The following is a 17,344-nucleotide window of genomic DNA, read 5'->3' as shown; positions in this document are numbered from 1 at the left end:
GGGGGGGGGGGCGGGTGTGGAGTGGGGGGGGGGGGGGGGGGGGCGGGGGCGGGCGGGGGGGGGGGGGGGGGGGCGGGGGGCGGGGGGGGGGGGGGGGGCGGGGGGGGGGGGGGGGGGGGGGGGGGGCCGCCGCCACGGGGATGGCACTGCGGGGCGGGTTAGGCGCGGGGGAGGAGGTCCAAGAGGGCGGCTTCGGGGCGGCAGCAGAAGCGGACCGGGGCGTAGGGGGAGGTGCCTAGCCCGCCGGAGACGTGGAGCCACGACGTTCCGTTCCGGCTGAGTCCCCAGGCGCGGGCCCGGTCGATACCGCAGTTGGTGACGAGGGTGCCGTAGAAGGGGAGGCAGATCTGGCCGCCGTGGGTGTGCCCGGCGAGAAGGAGTTCGTACCCGTCGGCGGTGAACCGGTCGAGGTTCCGCGGTTCTGGGGAGTGCATGACGCCGATGCGTACGTCAGCGGTGGGATCGGCGGGGCCGGCTATCTTCTCGTAGCGGTCGAGGCCGATGTGGGAGTCGTGGATTCCGGCTGCGGCGATCCGCAGGTTTCCTGCGGTGAGGCGGCCTTTCTGGTTGTTGAGGTCGAGCCAGCCTGCTTCGCGCATGGCTGCGCCGAGCTCCCGCCACGGCAGGTCGGGGATTTTGCGTTTCCGGTAGTCGGCTTTGCTGCTGCGCCACAGGTAGCGGGCGGGGTTTTTCGGCTGGGGGGAGAACAGGTCGTTGGAGCCGTAGACGAACAGGCCCGGCCGGTCGAGGAGAGGGCCGAGCGCATCGAGGAACGGTTTGACCGCTTGGGGGTGGGCGAGGGAGTCTCCGGTGTTGACGACCAGGTCGGGGTTGTGGGCGTCGAGGCTGCGGATCCAGTCGATGAGTAGGCGGCGTCCGGGGGTCAGGTGCGCGTCGGAGAGGTGGAGGATACGCAGCCGGTCGCTGCCGGGGGCGAGTATCGGTATCTCGTAGTGGCGCAGCCGGAACCAGTTGCGTTCCACGACCGAGGCGTATACGAGTCCTGCGACACCGAGGGCGCCAGTGACCGCTGCTGCTGTGCCGATCCGGCGTAGCACTCTGCCCGTGGTGTTCACCACCGCTGAACCTGTCATGGAACGATGGTGTCAGATCCCAGCAGTGCCTGGTTCCGGCGCGCCGGTCACGCGGGTATCGGTGGTGGCGAAAACCGTGGTGGGGGTGGGGCTGTCGGCTGGGCTGTGGTGGACGACATGGGAAAAATTGCCTGGAGTTCCCCGGAAGGGGCCTCTAGCATCCCTGGCATGTCCGAACTAAAGACCCGGCTGCAAACCGACCTTACCGCTGCGATGAAGGCACGGGACGCTGTGCGGACTCGGGCGCTGCGCATGCTGCTCACCGCGATCTCCAACGAGGAGGTGTCGGGGAAGTCCGCCCGTGAGCTCAGCGACGACGAGATCATCAAGGTGATCACGAAGGAAGTGAAGAAGCGTCGCGAGGCCGCGGAGGCTTTCGAGCAGGGTGGGCGCGCGGACCGGGCAGCGGACGAGCGTGCCGAAGGCGAGGTGCTGTCCGAGTATTTGCCGGAGCAGCTCAGCGACGAAGAGCTGGCTGATCTGGTTCGGGCGGCGATCGCGGAGGCCGGGGTGAGCGACGTCAAGGGGATGGGCGCGGTGATGAAGCTGCTCACTCCCCGGGTTGCGGGGCGTGCTGAGGGCCGCCGGGTCGCTGACGAGGTGCGCCGCCAGTTGTCGTGACTTTTGTCCCCAGGCTGAGGAAGCGTGTGGCCCTCGAGCACCAGTGCTCGAGGGCCACAGTGGTGAGTTGGGACTAGCTAGAACGCGCCCCACTGGTCATCTAAGGCGGGGAGCTCCCAGCCGCCTCCGCCGGGGAATTCCCAGCCGCCGTTGCCGTTGCCGCCGTTGCTGTTGCCGTTGTCGGCGGGGCCGCGGCTCAGGAAGATGTTGACGACGGAGCCTTCGGCGAGGCGGGAGCCCGCGGAAGGCTCGACGAGGGCCACGGTGCCTTCCGGGTGGCTGGACGGCAGCCGCCGGTCGGCCACGTTCGCCCGGTAGCCGGCGGATTCGATGGCGGCTACCGCTTGGTCACGGGACATGCCAACCACGTTGGGTACGCTTCCCGGGCTGGAAGCCGGGTTGGCGTCCGTGGGGTCCTCTCGTCGTGGCGGCGCGGGTTCGCTGGTGGAGCCGAACCGTGCGGGCGACCGTGCGAAGCTCTTCTCGTCCAGTTTCTTCACGGCTTCCCGCATGGTTTCCTGCCAGATCGGACCGGGGATGGTCGCGCCGTAGACCACCGAGTAGTAGCGTCCGCCGAGGGTGACGTTCCGCAGCGGGTACTGGTTGGGGCCGCGCGGGTCGCCGACGAACACGGCGCCGGCCAGGTTCGGGGTGTAGCCCGCGAACCAGGCGCTCGCCGAGTTGTCGGTGGTTCCCGTCTTTCCGGCGGCAGGGCGGCCGATACCCAGTCCGGTGGCGGTGCCGCCTTTGAAGGTCTGCTGGAGCAGGTAGTTCACGCCGTCGGCGACATCTTTGGAGATGCGCCGTTCGCACTCCGGTTCCATTTCGATGGTGCGCCCGGCCTGGCGGTCGACGATCTTGGTGATCGCCATCGGCTTGCAGTAGATGCCCCGCGAGGCGAAGGTCGCGTAGGCGGCGGCCACGTTCAGCGGGGAGACTTCCTCACTGCCCAGGGTGAAGGAGTTGTTCCCCTGGGTGCGCGGGTTGTCGTAGCTTTGGCCGTCGGCCCGGGTCAGGCCGAGTTTTTCCGCCATTTTGATGACGTTGCACAGGCCGACCCGTTTCTGCAGTTGGGCGAAGTAGGTGTTCACCGAGCCTTTGGTGCCCGACACCATGTTGTGGGTGGCGGCGCCGCCGCTTTCGCTGGAGTTGCTCACTGTCCACGGGGCGAGAGTGTTGCCGTCGCAGTTCTTCTGGCCGGTGACAGTGATGGTGCTGCCCGAGGTGAAGGACGTGCTGTACGGCAGTCCTTTTTCGAGGGCCGCGGCCAGGGTGATGGCTTTGAAGGTGGAGCCGGCTTGGAAGCCGGTGCTGCCGCCGCGGTCGGCGTTGGCTGTGAAGTTGATGGAGGTTTCGCCGAGTTTGCTTTCGTCGGGGCCGTAGTTGCGGCTCTGCACCATGGCCCGGATCTCCCCGGTGCCGGGTTCAATCAAGACTTCGGCGGCGACCTTGCGGGCTTCGTTCTTGCGCGGCACCCACTTGTCTACGGCTTTCTGCCCAGCCTCCTGCATGTCGGGGTCGAGCGTGGTGTAGATCTCCAGGCCTGCGGTGCGCAGCCAGCGGGCGCGTTCGGTTTCGGTCTCCCCGAACGCTTCGTTCTTCTCGATCTCCTGGATCACGTAGTCGCAGAAGAACGGCTGCTTGCTGGGCATGCACCCGTTGCTGGGCGTGGAGATGTCGAGTTCCAGGTCTTGCGCTTTGGTCTTCTCGGCTTCTTCTTCGGTGATCACCCCGGTGGCGACCATCCGGTCGAGGACCACGTCGCGCCGTTCTTGGGCCTGGTCCGGGTTGAGGCGGGGGTTGTACAGCTCGGGGTAGCGGACGAGACCGGCAAGGGTGGCAGCCTGGTTGAGGTTGAGTTCGCTGGCGCTGACGCTGAAGAAGTGCTGGGCCGCGGACTCGGCACCGTAGGCGCCGTCCCCGAAGTAGGCGATGTTGAGGTAGCCCTCGAGGATTTCGTCTTTGGTCATCCGCTGTTCGAGCGCGATGGCGTAGCGCAGTTCGCGGATCTTGCGTCCCAGGGTGGTTTCGCGGGCTTCTTCTTGTTCCGCCTGGGATGTGGCGCTTTCGATCAGCACGTTTTTGACGTACTGCTGGGTGATGGAGGAGCCGCCTTGGGTGCGCCCGGCGATGGTGCGCAGGGCGGCGCGGAAGGTGCCCACGATGTCGAGGCCGCCGTGCTCGTAGAACCGGCTGTCCTCGATGGCGATGATCGCCTGCTGCATGATCGGGGCGATCTGGTCGAGTTCTACCAGTTCCCGGTTCCGGTCGTACACCTCAGCGATGACGCCGCCTTCTGCGTCGTAGATGATCGAGCGTTGGGGCGGCGGCGGGGTCTCTAGCTCGCTGGGCATGTTGAGGAAGCCGGTCGCTACGTTGCGGGCAGCGATGCCGATACCGCCGAGGGCGGGAGCGGCGAGCGCAGCCACGAGTACTCCGGCAGCGACCGAGACCCCGAACAACTGACCGAGTTTCTGCAGCAATGTCCCTTGACCCACCCGTCCAGATTACGTTCGGAAACGAGAAAACAGCGACGAACCGCCGTGGGCTTCGCGTTGTTGTCGGTTCCGGATGTGGTCGATCCGCGAGCCCTGATTCCCATCTTTCCATGATCAGGGACTTGGGGAGGGTCGCCGCCCACACGCACTTTATTACTCTGGGTAGTCACTAGGTGACTAGTTTTCAAAGCTTTAATGGTCCACCTGAGCTATATCAGAAATGGGCCTAATGGGGACTGTTGACTTTGGGGTGCGGACCGTAATTTCTTTACCAGCGGAGATGCAAGAGACGGTACATCTCATACGGGCCCCGCACCCCGTCGTACCCGTTGAGCCGATCCGGTGTGCCCGCAGAGGTCGTCTCTGTTCCTCCGTGCCAGTCGATGTCCGCGCCCGTCGGCTGGCTTCTGTCACAGCACACAACACATGATGATCTTTGGGAGTGGGGCACATGTGGAGTACAGACTGGGCTGCGCGTGCTGCCTGTCGGGAGATCGACCCCGACTCGCTGTTCGTCCAGGGGGCCGCGCAGAACCGGGCCAAACTCATCTGCCGGGGGTGCCCGGTCCGCACCGAGTGTCTGGCTGACGCGCTGGACAACCGGATCGAGTTCGGTGTCTGGGGAGGGATGACCGAACGCGAGCGGAGGGCTCTGCTGCGGCGCCGCCCCGAGGTGACCTCGTGGCGGGCACTGCTCGAAGACGCCCGGCAGCACTACCAGCAGTCCGGGGCTGCTAAGGACCAGTTCGTCAAGGGTTGACGGCACCACGGGCAGGGAGGAAGCCCGTGGCCGCCCGCGCCCCCGGTGCACGTTCCGGAGACCGTGGAGGGTGGTTTTCGGCAGCGACAGAGCAAGACGGGGGAACCAGCCGTCTTCCGGACGGAGCCGTGCAAGCGCGGGACAGGTCCGTCCACCATTCATTGGGAGGGTGTGGGGTGGGGCTGCTCTTGTCGAGGACACGTGGTGAGAGGAGACGCGGCGTCCACGCGACCGAGGGGAGCAGCCGCCCCTTCCTGAGGGCACCGGGCCGTTACGGCACGGTGGACACACCAGCGAGTGCCCGGCCGATCGCGCGGAGCGCGTCCAGGTCGTGGACGTCTTCCGGGTAGGCCGGGACTTCCGCTATCGCAACGTCAGGATGGTCCGCAGCGAACCGGTTGCGCAGTCGCTGCTCCCGGTTCCGCTGTCGGACCCGTCCGGCATGCAGGCGGAGTGCCGCGGCGGCGAGGGGATGCTCCCCGGTTGCTTCGAGCAGCTCCGCCGCGGCCGAGCCTTGTTCCGCTGAGAGGTCGGCGTGGACCTGTTGGACGCGGTTGAGGACCAGGCCGGCCAGCGGCATCTGTTCTGCGGAGAGCCGTGCCACGAAGTAGGAGGCTTCCCGCAGCGCGTCGAGCTCGGGTGCGGCCACGACGAGGAACGCGGTGCCTTCGGTTTGCAGGATCCGGTAGGTCTGTTCGGCCCGTTCCTGGAATCCGCCGAAGACAGCGTCGAACGCGCCGATGAAGGACTGCACGTCTTTGAGGAGCTGGGTGCCGAGGATCTTCGTGATCACCCCGGTCACCAGGCCGAACCCTGCGCCGAGCAGGCGGAAGGCTCCGCCGCGTGCGGGGGTGCCCAGGAATCTGACCAGGCGGCCGTCGAGGAATCTGCCGAGCCGTTTGGGGGCGTCGAGGAAGTCCAGTGCGGACCGGCTGGGCGGGGTGTCGACGACGATGAGGTCCCATTCGTCGGAACGCCGCAACTGGCCCAGCTTCTCCATCGCCATGTACTCCTGCGTGCCCGCGAAGCTGGACGACAAGGACTGGTAGAAGGGGTTGTTGAGGATCTGCTCCGCCCGCTGGGGGTCTGCGTGCGCTTCGACGGTCTCGTCGAAGGTGCGTTTCATGTCCAGCATCATGGCGTGCAGTGATCCGCCGTTGCTGTCCGCGACACCGGGGACCGGGCGCGGGGTGTTGTCCAGTTCGGTCAGTCCCAGGGATTGGGCGAGTCGGCGGGCCGGGTCCACGGTGATCACCACGGTGTGCCGTCCGCGTTCTGCGGCGCGCAAGGCCAGGGCCGCGGCCGTGGTGGTCTTGCCGACGCCTCCGGAGCCGCAGCACACCACGATTCGGGTGCCGGGGTTGTCGAGGAGGTCGTCCACGTCGAGGGTGCGGGGAGGGGTGGGGTTCACACTGCCCCCTGGTCGCGTAGTTCGCGGGCGAGTCGGCGGAGGCCGTCAAGGTCGACCCCGTCGTCGAGGAAAGGGACGTCGTAGCAGGGGCGTCCGGCTGCGGCGAGCCGGCTGCGGGCTTCGGCTGCTACTCGCATGTGCCGGGCGTGTTCCACGATTTCTTTGGACAGCTCCTGGGCGAGACGGGACGGGTCGGGGAGGCTGGCGGCCTGAAGGCCGCGGGTGAGCGCGGCGACGTCGACGACACCTTGGGACGCTGCGGCGAGCACGGAGTCCTCTAGCAGCGCGGGGCGGACCATGTTCACCAGGATGCCTCCCACATGCAGTCCTGCGTCGCGTGCCTCCGCGATTCCCTCCACGCATTCTTGGACCGGCATTTCTTCGAGCAGGGTGACGAAGTGCACCACGGTTTCGGGGGAGCGGATGACGTCTATGACCCGGGCGGCGTGGTCGCGGACCGGGCCTACCCGGGCCAGGCCGGAGACTTCGGCGGTGACGTTGAGGAAACGAGTGATGCGGCCGGTGGGCGGGGCGTCGAGCACTACGGCGTCGTAGACGTACGGGCCGGGACCGTCGTGCCGGGCACTCTGCGGGGTGCGGCGGCGCACTGCTTCGGTGACTTTGCCGGTCAGGAGGATGTCGCGGGCGCCGGGCGCGATCGTGGTGGCGAAGTCGATGACGCCGAAGCGGCGGAGTGCACCGCCGACCCGGCGCAGGCCGTAGAACATCTCCAGGTATTCCAGGAGCGCTGCCTCAGCGTCGACGGCGAGCGCGTAGACCGTGCCGCCGTTGTCGGCGGCGGCGATTTCGCGTTCCGCATAGGACAGCGAGTCGAGGCCGAAGAGCGGGGCGATGCCGTGCCGTTCTTCAACTTCCACCAGCAGCACTTTGCCGCCTTCCGCGGCCAGGGCTAGAGCGAGTGCTGCGGCGACGGTGGTTTTCCCGGTGCCTCCTTTGCCGGTGACGACGTGGAGGCGGACTCCGTCCCAATCGCGATCGCGTGAGCTCACCCCACGGAGTCTATGCACTGCGGGTTGAGGTCTCGCCCTGCCGCCGCCGGGAGTGATGGTGCTGGTAAGGGTCATGGACCCCTGCCGTGCGGGGAACGGTCGCTATAAGGTTGGCGCCATGACGAAGTGGGAGTACGCGACTGTGCCGTTGTTGTCGCACGCAACCAAGCAAATTCTGGACAATTGGGGCGAAGACGGGTGGGAGTTGGTCACGGTGATCCCCGGCCCCACGATCGGCGATGACCCGCGCAACCAGCAGTTGGTCGCCTACCTGAAGCGCGAGAAGAAATGACGACGAAGACCCCTGAGACACGATTGGCGGAGCTCGGGCACACCCTGCCCGAGGTGGTCCCTCCCGTGGCCGCATACCTGCCGACCGTGCGCAGCGGGAGCCACGTCTACGTCTCCGGGCAGCTTCCGGTGGTCGGCGGGGAGCTCCGTGCGACCGGCAAAGTGGGGGCCGACGTCGACCCGGAGCAGGCCAAGGAGCTGGCCGCGGTGTGCGCGTTGAACGCGATCGCCGCCATCAAAGCCGAGGTGGGCGAGCTGTCCCGGGTGAAACGCGTGGTCAAGGTCGTGGGATTCGTGGCCAGCGACCCGTCGTTCACCGGCCAGCCGCAGGTCATCAATGGGGCCAGTGAACTGTTCACCGAGGTGTTCGGCGAAGCCGGCAAGCATGCGCGTAGCGCGGTGGGTGTGGCCGTGCTCCCGTTGAACGCCCCGGTCGAGGTTGAGGTGATCGTCGAGGTCGACTAGTCCGGTCCGACCAGGCAACGTCACCGTCCCCCGGGGAGGAGGCTCCGTGTCAGCGAACCATTCAGAATGCCGGCGGGAAGAAGAGGAGAAGCCTTCCTCCGCTCCCGTGTCTCCCTCCGAAGAAGCGACTCTCTCGGAGGGTGAGGTCATCCGCCACCTTGGCAGCGGCGAGATCACTCCCCGCATGTGGGACGTGCTCGCGGGGCGGGTGACTCCGGTGCGGCCTCGGGACGCCGCGACCGTGCTGCTGGTGCGTCAGGCAGATCGAGGTCTCGAGGTGTACCTGCTGCGGCGGGTCGCTTCGATGCGGTTCGCTCCGGGCATGTACGCCTTCCCCGGGGGGTCGGTGGATCCGCGGGACAGCGACCACACGATCCGCTGGAGCGGGCCGCCGCCCCGGGAGTGGGCTCGCGCGTTCGGGGCGGACGAGGCACTGGCGCGCGCCCTCGTCTGCGCGGCGGTACGGGAAACCTTTGAAGAGTCCGGGGTGCTGCTGGCCGGTCCCTCCGAGAATGAAGTGGTAGCCGATACGCGGGGGGACGACTGGGAGGAAGACCGGCAGGCGCTGCTCAACCGTTCCCTGTCGCTCGCGGAACTGCTTGACCGGCGAGGGCTGGTGCTCCGCTCGGATCTACTGTGTCCGTGGGCGCGGTGGATCACCCCGGCGATGGAGCCGCGCCGCTACGACACCAGGTTCTTTGTCGCGGTCCTGCCGGAAGGCCAGCAGCCTCGCGACGTGGGCGGGGAAGCCGACCATGTCACGTGGATGTCCCCGGAGGAGGCGGTGCGGCAGTGGCGGGCGGGGCAGTTGGCGATGCTGCCGCCCACGGTGGCCAACCTGAAGAGCCTCATCGGATACGCCACACCTGAGGAGGTGTTGGCCGCGGAACGGGAGATCGTTCCGGTGCAACCGGAGTTCCGGAAGTCTGCGGGGGGAATCACACTGATCGTTCCCGATGGTGTTGATTATCCGTTCTGATGGACCCCCTAGTCGGGCATGCCGCGAAAAGAGGTGCGATGAGGATCGACGGTTCCGGGACGCTGCGCGCAAGTTGCGTTCTCTGCCCGAATCCCGGCCCGATGACGCTCGACGGAACGAACACGTGGATACTGCGGGAGCCTGGCGCCCGCAACGTGCTGGTGGTCGACCCCGGACCCCATCACGAACGGCACCTGGAGCGTGTTGCGCGCATGGTGCAAGAGCAGGGATCCCAGGTCACCCAGGCCCTGCTCACCCACGGCCATGCCGACCACGCCGCGGGGGCACGGTACTTCTCCGAGCTGACCGGCTGCCGTGTGCGCGCGGTCGATCCGGCGCATCGCATCAGCGGGGACGGGCTCGACGACGGAGAAGTGGTCGAAGCAGACGGACTGCGGGTACGGGTGCTGCGCACGCCCGGGCACACCGCGGACTCGGTGAGCTTCCACCTGCCTGCGGACGACGTCGTCCTCACCGGGGACACCGTGCTGGGGCGGGGCACCACGGTGATCGTCGGAGAAGACGGCGGAGACCTGGGCGACTATTTGAATTCCCTGATTCGGCTGCGTGACCTGGTGGACAGCGCGAACATCCGCGCCCTGCTGCCCGCGCACGGGCCCGTCTGCACGGATCCGCTGCGGAAGCTGAACTCTTACATCCAGCACCGCGAAGAGCGGCTAGGACAGATCCGTGACGCGGTGGCGGCCGGGGCGGACACGCTGGCCGAGATCGTGGACCGGGTGTACGCGGACGTGGATCCCGCGCTGCGTGCCGCGACCGAAGCGTCCGTCCGCGCCCAGGTGCGGTACCTCGTGGACCGCGGAGACGTTCCCGTGGAGGTTCTGGCGGACTGAGCCTGCCCGCGGCGCGGCCGGGCGGCACGGGCATGCCGAGCACACTCGACGTGCCGGGGTCGGCGGAGCGGCCGCTTCACCGGTGTTCCTACTGCGCGGAGGATGGTTGTCCGGCACGGTCCGACCGCCCGACGCCGCGGGACTGAGGCGGTCGGACCGGGGTCGAAGTCAGCGGGCGCGGCGACGCAGCCGTTCCACGTCGAGCAGGACCACGGCTTTGGCTTCGATCCGCAGCCAGCCGCGCAGCGCGAATTCGGCCAGCGCCTTGTTGACGGTTTCGCGTGACGCGCCCACGAACTGGGCCAGCTCTTCTTGCGTCAGGTCGTGGTGGACGTGGAGCCCGTCCTCGCTCTGCTTGCCGAAACGTTCCGCCAGGTCGAGCAGGGCCTTGGCGACACGGCCGGGAACGTCGGTGAAGACCAGGTCCGCCACCACGTCGTTGGTCCGCCGCAGTCGGGTGGCCAGCGCCTTCAGCAGGTGGACGGCGACCTCGGGCTGCCGCATGATGAACGGCCGCAAGTCGTCGTGGCCCAGCCCGGCCAACACAGCGTCGGTTACCGCAACCGCGCTGGCCGTCCGCGGTCCCGGGTCGAACAGGGAGAGCTCACCCAGCATTTCGCCCGGGCCGAGAACCGCCAGCAGGTTCTCACGGCCGTCAGCGGACTTGCGGGTGAGTTTGACCTTTCCGCTGAGCATGACGTAGAGACGGTCACCCTCGTCTCCCTCGGAGAAGAGTGTCTGGCCCCGGCCGAGTCGCACCTCGGTGATGGAAGAACGCAGCGCGGCCGCGCCTTCTTCGTCAAGCGCCTCGAACAGGGGGGCCTTGCTCAGCACCTCGTTGGTCTCGTCCACCATTCCTCCTCGCAGCCTGACCGTCAACAGTGTGACGCACATCGCACAAGCTGTGAAACCGGCGTGTTCCCTGGTGGACCCCACCGGGGGTACGAGCAGCTCGTCACAGCCGACGTCAGCACTTCGATCCTAGTTGTTTCTCGAGGGCGTGGCTGCGGACTCCGCTGGAGTGCCGGGAGGAAACCGCGGATAACACAGCCTGAGGCTGTCGCGGAATCCCGCGCTGACCGGGCACGAAGCAGAAAAGATACGTAGGCTGGAACAGTGTCCCGCAACGTATACACTGCTTCCTCCTCCCCCGGTGCTAGCGGCGACGCGTCCGCAGCGGAGCGCGACACGCCCACGGGTGAGACTCGCCTCGCTTTGATGAGACGTTCCCGACAAATCAACCGGGAATTGGCGCGAATGTATCCCGACGCGCACTGTGAGCTTGATTTCACTACCCCCCTCGAACTCCTGGTAGCCACCATCCTGTCGGCCCAGTGCACGGACCGGAGGGTCAACAAGGTGACCCCCGTGTTGTTCGCCCGCTACCGCTCTGCAGCCGACTATGCTTCGGCCAACCAGGAGGAGCTCGAAAACATCATCCGCTCCACTGGCTTCTACCGCACCAAGGCGCGCAACATCATCGCGCTTGGCCAGCGGTTGTGCGACGAACACGGCGGAGAAGTTCCCGACCGGTTGGAAGACTTGGTGAAACTGCCGGGTGTGGGCCGCAAGACCGCCAACGTGGTGCTGGGCAACGCCTTCGGTGTTCCCGGCCTCACCGTCGACACCCACTTCGGACGGCTTGTGCGCCGCTTCGGGATGACCCGGCAGACCGACCCGGTGAAAGTGGAACAGGAGATCGCTGCCCTGTTCCCGCCCGAGGAGTGGACGATGCTATCCCACCGGCTCATCTGGCACGGGCGCCGAGTCTGCCATGCCCGCCGCCCCGCGTGCGGTGCCTGCGAACTCCAGCACCTGTGCCCCTCCTACGGTGAAGGACCGGTGGACGAGGAGACCGCGCGGCGGCTGGTACGGACGGGGCCGTTCTCATGAGACCGCAGATCACTACTCCGGAATGGCTGCTGTCACTGACCGAGGCCGCGAAGCGGATGCCGGTGCCCGTCGAGATGCGGCCCCCAGCTTCCGGTGGGCGCAGCTCCGCGGTCCTGCTGCTGTTCGGGGAAGGCGAAGCCGGGCCCGACGTACTCCTCATCCAACGCAACACGGGGCTGCGGCGCCACTCGGGGCAGCCCGCCTTCCCCGGAGGGGCGCTCGAACCGCAGGACGCCGGGCCAGTGGACTGTGCCTTGCGGGAAGCCGAAGAGGAAACGGGGGTGGTCCGCGACGGAGTCCACGTGCTCGGCACCCTGCCGGAGTTCTACATTCCTCCCACAGGGTTCCGCGTCACCCCTGTGCTGGCGTGGTGGCACACCCCTTCTGAAGTGCGTGCCGTCGACACAGACGAAGTCGCCTCGGTGACCCGTGTCCCCATCGCAGAGCTCGCCGACCCGGCCAACCGGGTGCGTACAGTGCTGTCCAACGGGCGCACCGGCCCGGCGTTCCGGGTGCGCGGCATGCTGGTGTGGGGATTCACCGCTGGGATACTGGATCGTCTGCTCGTGTTGGGCGGGTGGGAACGGCCGTGGCGTGACCAGAATGTGGAAGTCATCGACGTGTTCCGACCCGTGGCCCGAGACGGTGGCGGCACACCTTAAAACAACCTTGGGGACAGCGGAGAGGAGCGGGTGTGCTGGACGCGATCCTCGTCGTGCTCATTATCGTCTTCGCGATCTCGGGCTACCGGCAGGGGTTCATTGTCGGAGTCCTGAGTTTTGTGGGCTTCATCGGCGGGGGAGTCCTGGCTGCGCTCGGCGCGCCTCCGGTCATCCAAGCGTTCGTCCCCAACCCCACGCAGCAGGCGCTCATCGCGATCGCGATGGTGTTCCTGTTCGCCGCGCTCGGCCAGTTCTTCACTTCCTATCTGGGCGCGCTCATCCGCAACCGGGTCACGTGGAACTCGGCGCGGATCCTCGACGCCATGGGCGGGGCCCTGGTGAGCACCCTGTCGGTGCTGCTGGTGTCCTGGCTGGTGGGGAGCGCCGTCGCTAACTCGATGATTCCTCTGGTCACCGAGCAGGTGCAGAATTCGCGGATCCTGCGGACGGTGGACCGGGTCATGCCTGATCCGGCGCAGACCTGGTTTTCCACCTTCCGCAGGATCGTCGACCAGAGCGCTTTCCCGCAGGTCTTCAGCGGGTTGGGCACCAGCGAGCCCGCGGAGGTCGCGGAACCCGACCCGTCGGTGCTCAACACTGAAGAGCTGCGGCGGGCAAGCCAGAGCGTCGTCAAAGTGCTGGGGAACGCGCCCTCCTGCCAGCGTCGGGTCGAAGGCACCGGGTTCGTCTACGCGCACGAGCGTGTCATGACGAACGCGCACGTGGTGGCCGGGGTGGAAGAGGAGCTGCGGATCGTCACCCGGGACGGTACCCAGTACGAGGCGATCGTGGTCCTCTACGACCCCCAACAGGATCTTGCGGTGCTCGCCGTGCCCGGTCTCGACTTGGAGCCGCTGGAATTCGAAATGCAGGCGAAGAAAGGCGACGACGCGGTCGTCGCCGGTTTCCCCCGGGACAGCGGGTTCACCGTGGTCCCCGCCCGGATCCGCGCCGAGCAGACCGCACGGGGACCCGACTTCTACCACTCCCAGCAGGTGAGCCGGGAAATCTACCAGGTGCGCGCGGTGATCCAGCCGGGAAACTCTGGGGGGCCGCTGCTCTCACCCCGGGGAACCGTGTACGGGGTGGTGTTCGCGGCCGCCACCAATGACGAAGAAACCGGTTACGTGTTGACCGCAGAAGAGGTTGCCGCGAACGCGGAAGCGGGAATCCGCGCTACCACGCCGGTGTCCACTCAGGAATGCGACTAGGCGCACCGCTGCCATGGCGGATTTGTGTGGTGCTTGAGGGGACGGGGGAAGGAATTACGGGCGTCTCACCATGAGACGCCCGTGGACGTGCGGAAGGCGTCAGTCGAGTCCATGCGCCTCGGAGATGTCCGCCTCGTTACTGGCCAACGGCCAGCTCATGCGGATCACCGTGCCGTTCTCGCTGGGTTCGATACTCACCTCGTCAGCCAAACCGCGGATGACGGCAAGGCCGACATCAGGTGACAATCCGCCGAACCCGCCTGAGGTGAGGGATTCACCGAGCGAAGCGTGCGGCCCGCCCTCGAAACCGTTGAACGCTGGAGCGCCGTTCTCCTTGGCTGGGGCGTGGTCGGAAACGACCACTTCGAAGCGGCCGGAACGGCTGCCGTTGATCCGATCGGGACCTGAGGGGCCACCGGGTCCCGTCGGGCCGGAACTGTCGATCAACTCCAGCTTGATCGGCTGGTCGGGGCAGTGGGTGCGATGAGCCTCCACGGCGCGGGAGCACGCCTCGCCCACGGCCAGGCGAATCTCGTCGAGGGTCGACTCGCTGACACCCGCCCGCCGGGCCACGGCCGTAGCCATGAGCCTGGCGGTGCGGACATGCGCGGGCAGCGCGCTAATCGTGAGTTGGACAACCGCCATCGTTGGCTTACGACTGCTTCGACTTGCGCTTGTCGATGGCCTCCTGCACCGACTCGTAGATACCGAAGACCTTGGTCAGACCGGTGATCCGGAAGATCTTCAGGATCCGCTCCTGGGTGCAGACCAAGTCCAGGGTGCCGTCGTGGGCCCGCACGCGCTTGAGACCGCCCACAAGCACACCGAGCCCGGTCGAGTCGAGGAACTCCACCTTCTCCATGTTGACGATGAGGTGGTGGTGGCCCTTGTTCACCAGGTCGATGAGGAGCTCTCGCAGGCGAGGCGCCGTATAGACGTCGATTTCCCCTTCGACGACGACGACCTCGGTGTCGTCTTGGGTGTGGTGATCAAGCTTCAAGTCCACTGGTCCTCCAGCACCGAACAGCGAAAACTCGCGAGGGATCCTCTGCCGGGCGTTACCCTCTCCGGACGAAATTCAATCACGCCAGGCTGTTGTATCTATGGCAAAGTCAAGAAAACCACGCCGTAGCGCCAGTCGTACCCCCAGATGTCACACTGAAATCGTTCAGCTATCAACTGCGGTCCCGAATAACCAAGGCGCACGATCCTGTGGAGGGTGTCGGGTGTGAACCGTTGGGAGCCGGTTCTCCAACGGCTGCGGCGTGACCATACCCGCACCGCGCAGGTGACCCATGTGGAAAGCCTGACGAATAGTCCCGGGGTGAGGGAGGACTGGCCGGGCTGGGCGTCGCCTGCGGTGGTGGAACGCATGGTCAAGTCAGGTGTAGCGAAGCCCTGGTCGCACCAGGTGCGGGCAGCGAACCTGGCTCACAGTGGCAGCAATGTGATCATAGCCACTGGCATCTCTTCCGGGAAGTCGTTGGGTTTTCTGCTGCCGTGCACCGCGGCGATCGCCGAGGGCGGCAGCGTGCTCTACCTGGCTCCCACCAAAGCACTCGCCGCCGACCAGGAGCGCAAACTCGCGGAGCTGGCGCTGCCCGGGGTGCGGGCTGCCGTCTACGACGGCGACACCCCGATGGAAGAACGGTCCTGGGCCCGGGCGCACGCCAACTACGTGCTGACCAACCCTGACATGCTGCACCGTTCGATCGTGGCGCGCCACCCGGTCTGGGCGGGGTTTCTGCGCCGGCTCAGCTATGTCGTGGTGGATGAGGCCCACCACTATCGGGGAGTGTTCGGGTCGCATGTCGCGCAGATCCTGCGGCGGCTGCGGCGGGTGTGCGGCTGCTACGGTGCCGAGCCGCGGTTCATCCTGGCGTCGGCGACCACGGCGACGCCGGCGGAGACAGCGCAGCAGCTCACCGGGCTTCCCGTGTTCGCGGTCACCGGGGACGGTTCGGCGCGCGCCTCGCTGCGGTTCGCTCTCGTGGAGCCGGAGCTGACGGAGAAGACCGGGGAGCAGGGGGCGCCCCTGCGGCGCACGGCGACAGCGGTCGCCGCGGAACTGTTGGCTGACCTGGTGTCCCATGAGGTGTCCACTCTGGTGTTCGTGCGGTCCCGGCAGGCGGCTGAACTGGTTGCGCTGGCGGCGCAGCGGGCACTGGCCGATGCGGGGCGCCCAGAGCTGGCCCGGCGCGTAGCCGCGTACCGGGGCGGCTACCTGGCTGAGGACCGGCGGCGGCTGGAGCAGCGCCTGCGGTCCGGGGAGCTGCTGGGACTGGCCACCACCAACGCGCTTGAGTTGGGGGTGGACGTGAGCGGACTGGACGCTGTGGTGCTCGCCGGCTGGCCGGGGACGCGGGCCTCGCTGTGGCAGCAGGCCGGGCGGGCCGGCCGGAGCGGCCGTGACGCGTTGGCCGTGTTCGTCGCACGGGACGATCCGCTCGACACCTACCTGGTCCACCATCCCGACGCGATCTTCGGGCAGGACGTGGAAGCGACGGTCCTGGACCCGGACAACCCCTATGTGCTCGCCCCGCACTTGTGTGCCGCAGCCGAGGAACTTCCGCTCGCCCCGGAAGAACTGCCGATCTTCGGTCCGAACGCGTCCGATGTGGTTGCCGAGCTGGTGGGCCGAGGGCTGCTGCGCCGCCGCCCTCGAGGCTGGTTTTGGACGCGTCGGGAACGGGCCTCCACCTTGGCCGATATCCGGGGGTCGGGCGGGGCGCCGGTCCAGATCGTGGACGAAGACAGCGGCGTGCTGCTGGGCTCCGTGGACGAGGCCACGGCGAGCTCGGCCGTGCATCCCGGCGCGGTCTACCTGCACCAAGGGTTCAGCTATGTGGTCTCCGCGTTGGACTTGGAGAGCGGAATCGCCTTGGTGCGCGGCGAAGACCCCGGCTACAGCACCTGGGCGCGGGAGGTCACCCACATCGACATCCTCACCACCGCGCGCGAGGAGCGGTGGGGGGAAGCCACAGTGTGCTTCGGGAAAGTGCGGGTGGCCCGCCAAGTGGTGAGCTATCTGAGACGCGACCTGCGCACCGGGGCGGTCCTGGACGAGCGTCCGCTGGAACTGCCGGAGCGGGTCCTGGAGTCGCAGGCGGTGTGGTGGACGGTCGGTCCGGACGCTGAGGAACGGCTGCGGGACGAAGGGGTGGAGCTGCGCGGCGCCGCCCACGCAGCCGAGCACGCGTCGATCGGCCTGCTGCCGCTGTTCGCCACCTGCGACCGGTGGGATATCGGCGGGGTGTCCACTGCGCTGCACCCCGACACCGGGCTGCTCACCGTCTTCGTCTACGACGGGCACGAGGGAGGCGCAGGGTTCGCGGAACGCGGCTACGCCGCTGCGCGGGACTGGTTGCGCGCCACACGGGACGCGATCGCGGCCTGCGAGTGCGCTACCGGGTGCCCGTCCTGCATCCAATCGCCCAAATGCGGTAACGGCAACGAGCCGCTCAGCAAGCCGGGAGCGGTCCGGCTCCTGGACGCGCTGCTGGAAGCGGCCTAGCCAGGCCGGGGATACAGCCTTGTGCTCTGCGCCGACCGGACCAGCCCGGGAGACTGCGGTGAGCTGCGCTGGTCCTATACG

General features: G+C 67.4%; 17 protein-coding genes. 10 read left to right on the top strand and 7 right to left on the bottom strand.

Annotated elements, in window-relative coordinates:
* Positions 1-158 precede the first annotated feature (158 nt).
* Positions 159-1,094, bottom strand: a complete 936-nt coding sequence (locus CW348_RS02770) for a metallophosphoesterase (RefSeq protein ID WP_287462678.1) — start codon at positions 1,092-1,094, stop codon at positions 159-161.
* A gap of 168 nt (positions 1,095-1,262) precedes the next feature.
* Here CW348_RS02770 and CW348_RS02765 point away from each other — a divergent pair, with 168 nt between their 5' ends.
* Entirely contained in the window at positions 1,263-1,715 is a 453-nt protein-coding gene (locus CW348_RS02765) for a GatB/YqeY domain-containing protein (protein ID WP_104612928.1), read from the top strand.
* Positions 1,716-1,792: 77 nt separating this feature from the next.
* Here the strand turns inward: CW348_RS02765 and CW348_RS02760 are convergent, their stop codons facing one another.
* Positions 1,793-4,198 carry a penicillin-binding protein gene (locus CW348_RS02760; RefSeq protein ID WP_011290556.1) on the bottom strand — a complete coding sequence of 802 codons (2,406 nt, stop codon included), beginning with the start codon at positions 4,196-4,198 and terminating at the stop codon, positions 1,793-1,795.
* Between the two features lie 466 nt (positions 4,199-4,664).
* Here CW348_RS02760 and CW348_RS02755 point away from each other — a divergent pair, with 466 nt between their 5' ends.
* Positions 4,665-4,973, top strand: coding sequence for a WhiB family transcriptional regulator (locus CW348_RS02755; RefSeq protein WP_011290557.1), 309 nt, complete (start codon positions 4,665-4,667; stop codon positions 4,971-4,973).
* Between the two features lie 271 nt (positions 4,974-5,244).
* Here the strand turns inward: CW348_RS02755 and CW348_RS02750 are convergent, their stop codons facing one another.
* Positions 5,245-6,384: an ArsA family ATPase gene (locus CW348_RS02750; RefSeq protein ID WP_011290558.1), complete on the bottom strand. Its 1,140-nt coding sequence runs from the start codon at positions 6,382-6,384 to the stop codon at positions 5,245-5,247.
* Entirely contained in the window at positions 6,381-7,394 is a 1,014-nt protein-coding gene (locus CW348_RS02745; protein WP_041427540.1) for an ArsA-related P-loop ATPase, read from the bottom strand. The genes CW348_RS02750 and CW348_RS02745 overlap by 4 nt, the downstream gene beginning before the upstream one ends.
* A 118-nt stretch (positions 7,395-7,512) precedes the next feature.
* Between CW348_RS02745 and CW348_RS02740 the strand changes: the two genes are divergently transcribed.
* Genes CW348_RS02740 through CW348_RS02725 form a run of 4 tightly spaced genes read left to right on the top strand, consistent with a single transcriptional unit; the run spans position 7,513 to position 9,983 of the window.
* The gene (locus CW348_RS02740) at positions 7,513-7,686 is read left to right on the top strand and encodes a DUF4177 domain-containing protein (protein ID WP_011290560.1); all 174 of its coding nucleotides are present in this window, start codon (positions 7,513-7,515) and stop codon (positions 7,684-7,686) included.
* Positions 7,683-8,150: a RidA family protein gene (locus CW348_RS02735; RefSeq protein WP_011290561.1), complete on the top strand. Its 468-nt coding sequence runs from the start codon at positions 7,683-7,685 to the stop codon at positions 8,148-8,150. The genes CW348_RS02740 and CW348_RS02735 overlap by 4 nt, the downstream gene beginning before the upstream one ends.
* 46 nt (positions 8,151-8,196) lie before the next feature.
* The gene (locus tag CW348_RS02730; protein ID WP_011290562.1) at positions 8,197-9,129 is read left to right on the top strand and encodes an NUDIX domain-containing protein; all 933 of its coding nucleotides are present in this window, start codon (positions 8,197-8,199) and stop codon (positions 9,127-9,129) included.
* A gap of 38 nt (positions 9,130-9,167) precedes the next feature.
* On the top strand, positions 9,168-9,983 hold the full coding sequence (locus tag CW348_RS02725; RefSeq protein ID WP_038043041.1) for an MBL fold metallo-hydrolase: 816 nt from the start codon (positions 9,168-9,170) through the stop codon (positions 9,981-9,983).
* Between the two features lie 168 nt (positions 9,984-10,151).
* On the opposite strand, the gene CW348_RS02720 is transcribed toward CW348_RS02725, so the two are convergent.
* Positions 10,152-10,838, bottom strand: a complete 687-nt coding sequence (locus CW348_RS02720; protein ID WP_011290564.1) for a Crp/Fnr family transcriptional regulator — start codon at positions 10,836-10,838, stop codon at positions 10,152-10,154.
* A gap of 363 nt (positions 10,839-11,201) precedes the next feature.
* Between CW348_RS02720 and nth the strand changes: the two genes are divergently transcribed.
* The 3 genes from nth to CW348_RS02705 are packed head-to-tail and all read left to right on the top strand — an operon-like array spanning position 11,202 to position 13,749.
* Entirely contained in the window at positions 11,202-11,876 is a 675-nt protein-coding gene (nth, locus tag CW348_RS02715; protein ID WP_081430380.1) for an endonuclease III, read from the top strand.
* Positions 11,873-12,538 (top strand): CoA pyrophosphatase, encoded by a 666-nt coding sequence (locus CW348_RS02710; RefSeq protein WP_011290566.1) that lies wholly within the window; start codon positions 11,873-11,875, stop codon positions 12,536-12,538. Before nth ends, CW348_RS02710 begins: the two co-directional genes overlap by 4 nt.
* Before the next feature lie 32 nt (positions 12,539-12,570).
* Positions 12,571-13,749: a MarP family serine protease gene (locus CW348_RS02705; RefSeq protein ID WP_016188019.1), complete on the top strand. Its 1,179-nt coding sequence runs from the start codon at positions 12,571-12,573 to the stop codon at positions 13,747-13,749.
* A gap of 99 nt (positions 13,750-13,848) precedes the next feature.
* Here the strand turns inward: CW348_RS02705 and CW348_RS02700 are convergent, their stop codons facing one another.
* Entirely contained in the window at positions 13,849-14,394 is a 546-nt protein-coding gene (locus CW348_RS02700) for an ATP-binding protein (RefSeq protein WP_011290568.1), read from the bottom strand.
* Between the two features lie 7 nt (positions 14,395-14,401).
* Positions 14,402-14,755: an STAS domain-containing protein gene (locus tag CW348_RS02695; protein WP_011290569.1), complete on the bottom strand. Its 354-nt coding sequence runs from the start codon at positions 14,753-14,755 to the stop codon at positions 14,402-14,404.
* A 222-nt stretch (positions 14,756-14,977) separates the two neighbouring features.
* On the opposite strand from CW348_RS02695, the gene CW348_RS02690 reads away from it, so the two are divergent.
* Complete coding sequence (locus CW348_RS02690; RefSeq protein ID WP_104612927.1) at positions 14,978-17,263, top strand: DEAD/DEAH box helicase; 2,286 nt, start codon at positions 14,978-14,980, stop codon at positions 17,261-17,263.
* Positions 17,264-17,344: the final 81 nt, after the last annotated feature.

It is taken from the genome of Thermobifida sp. (assembly GCF_017577275.1).
In the GTDB taxonomy this organism is placed as follows: Bacteria; Actinomycetota; Actinomycetes; order Streptosporangiales; family Streptosporangiaceae; genus Thermobifida; species Thermobifida fusca.
This window is presented reverse-complemented; position numbering and strand designations above follow the sequence as displayed.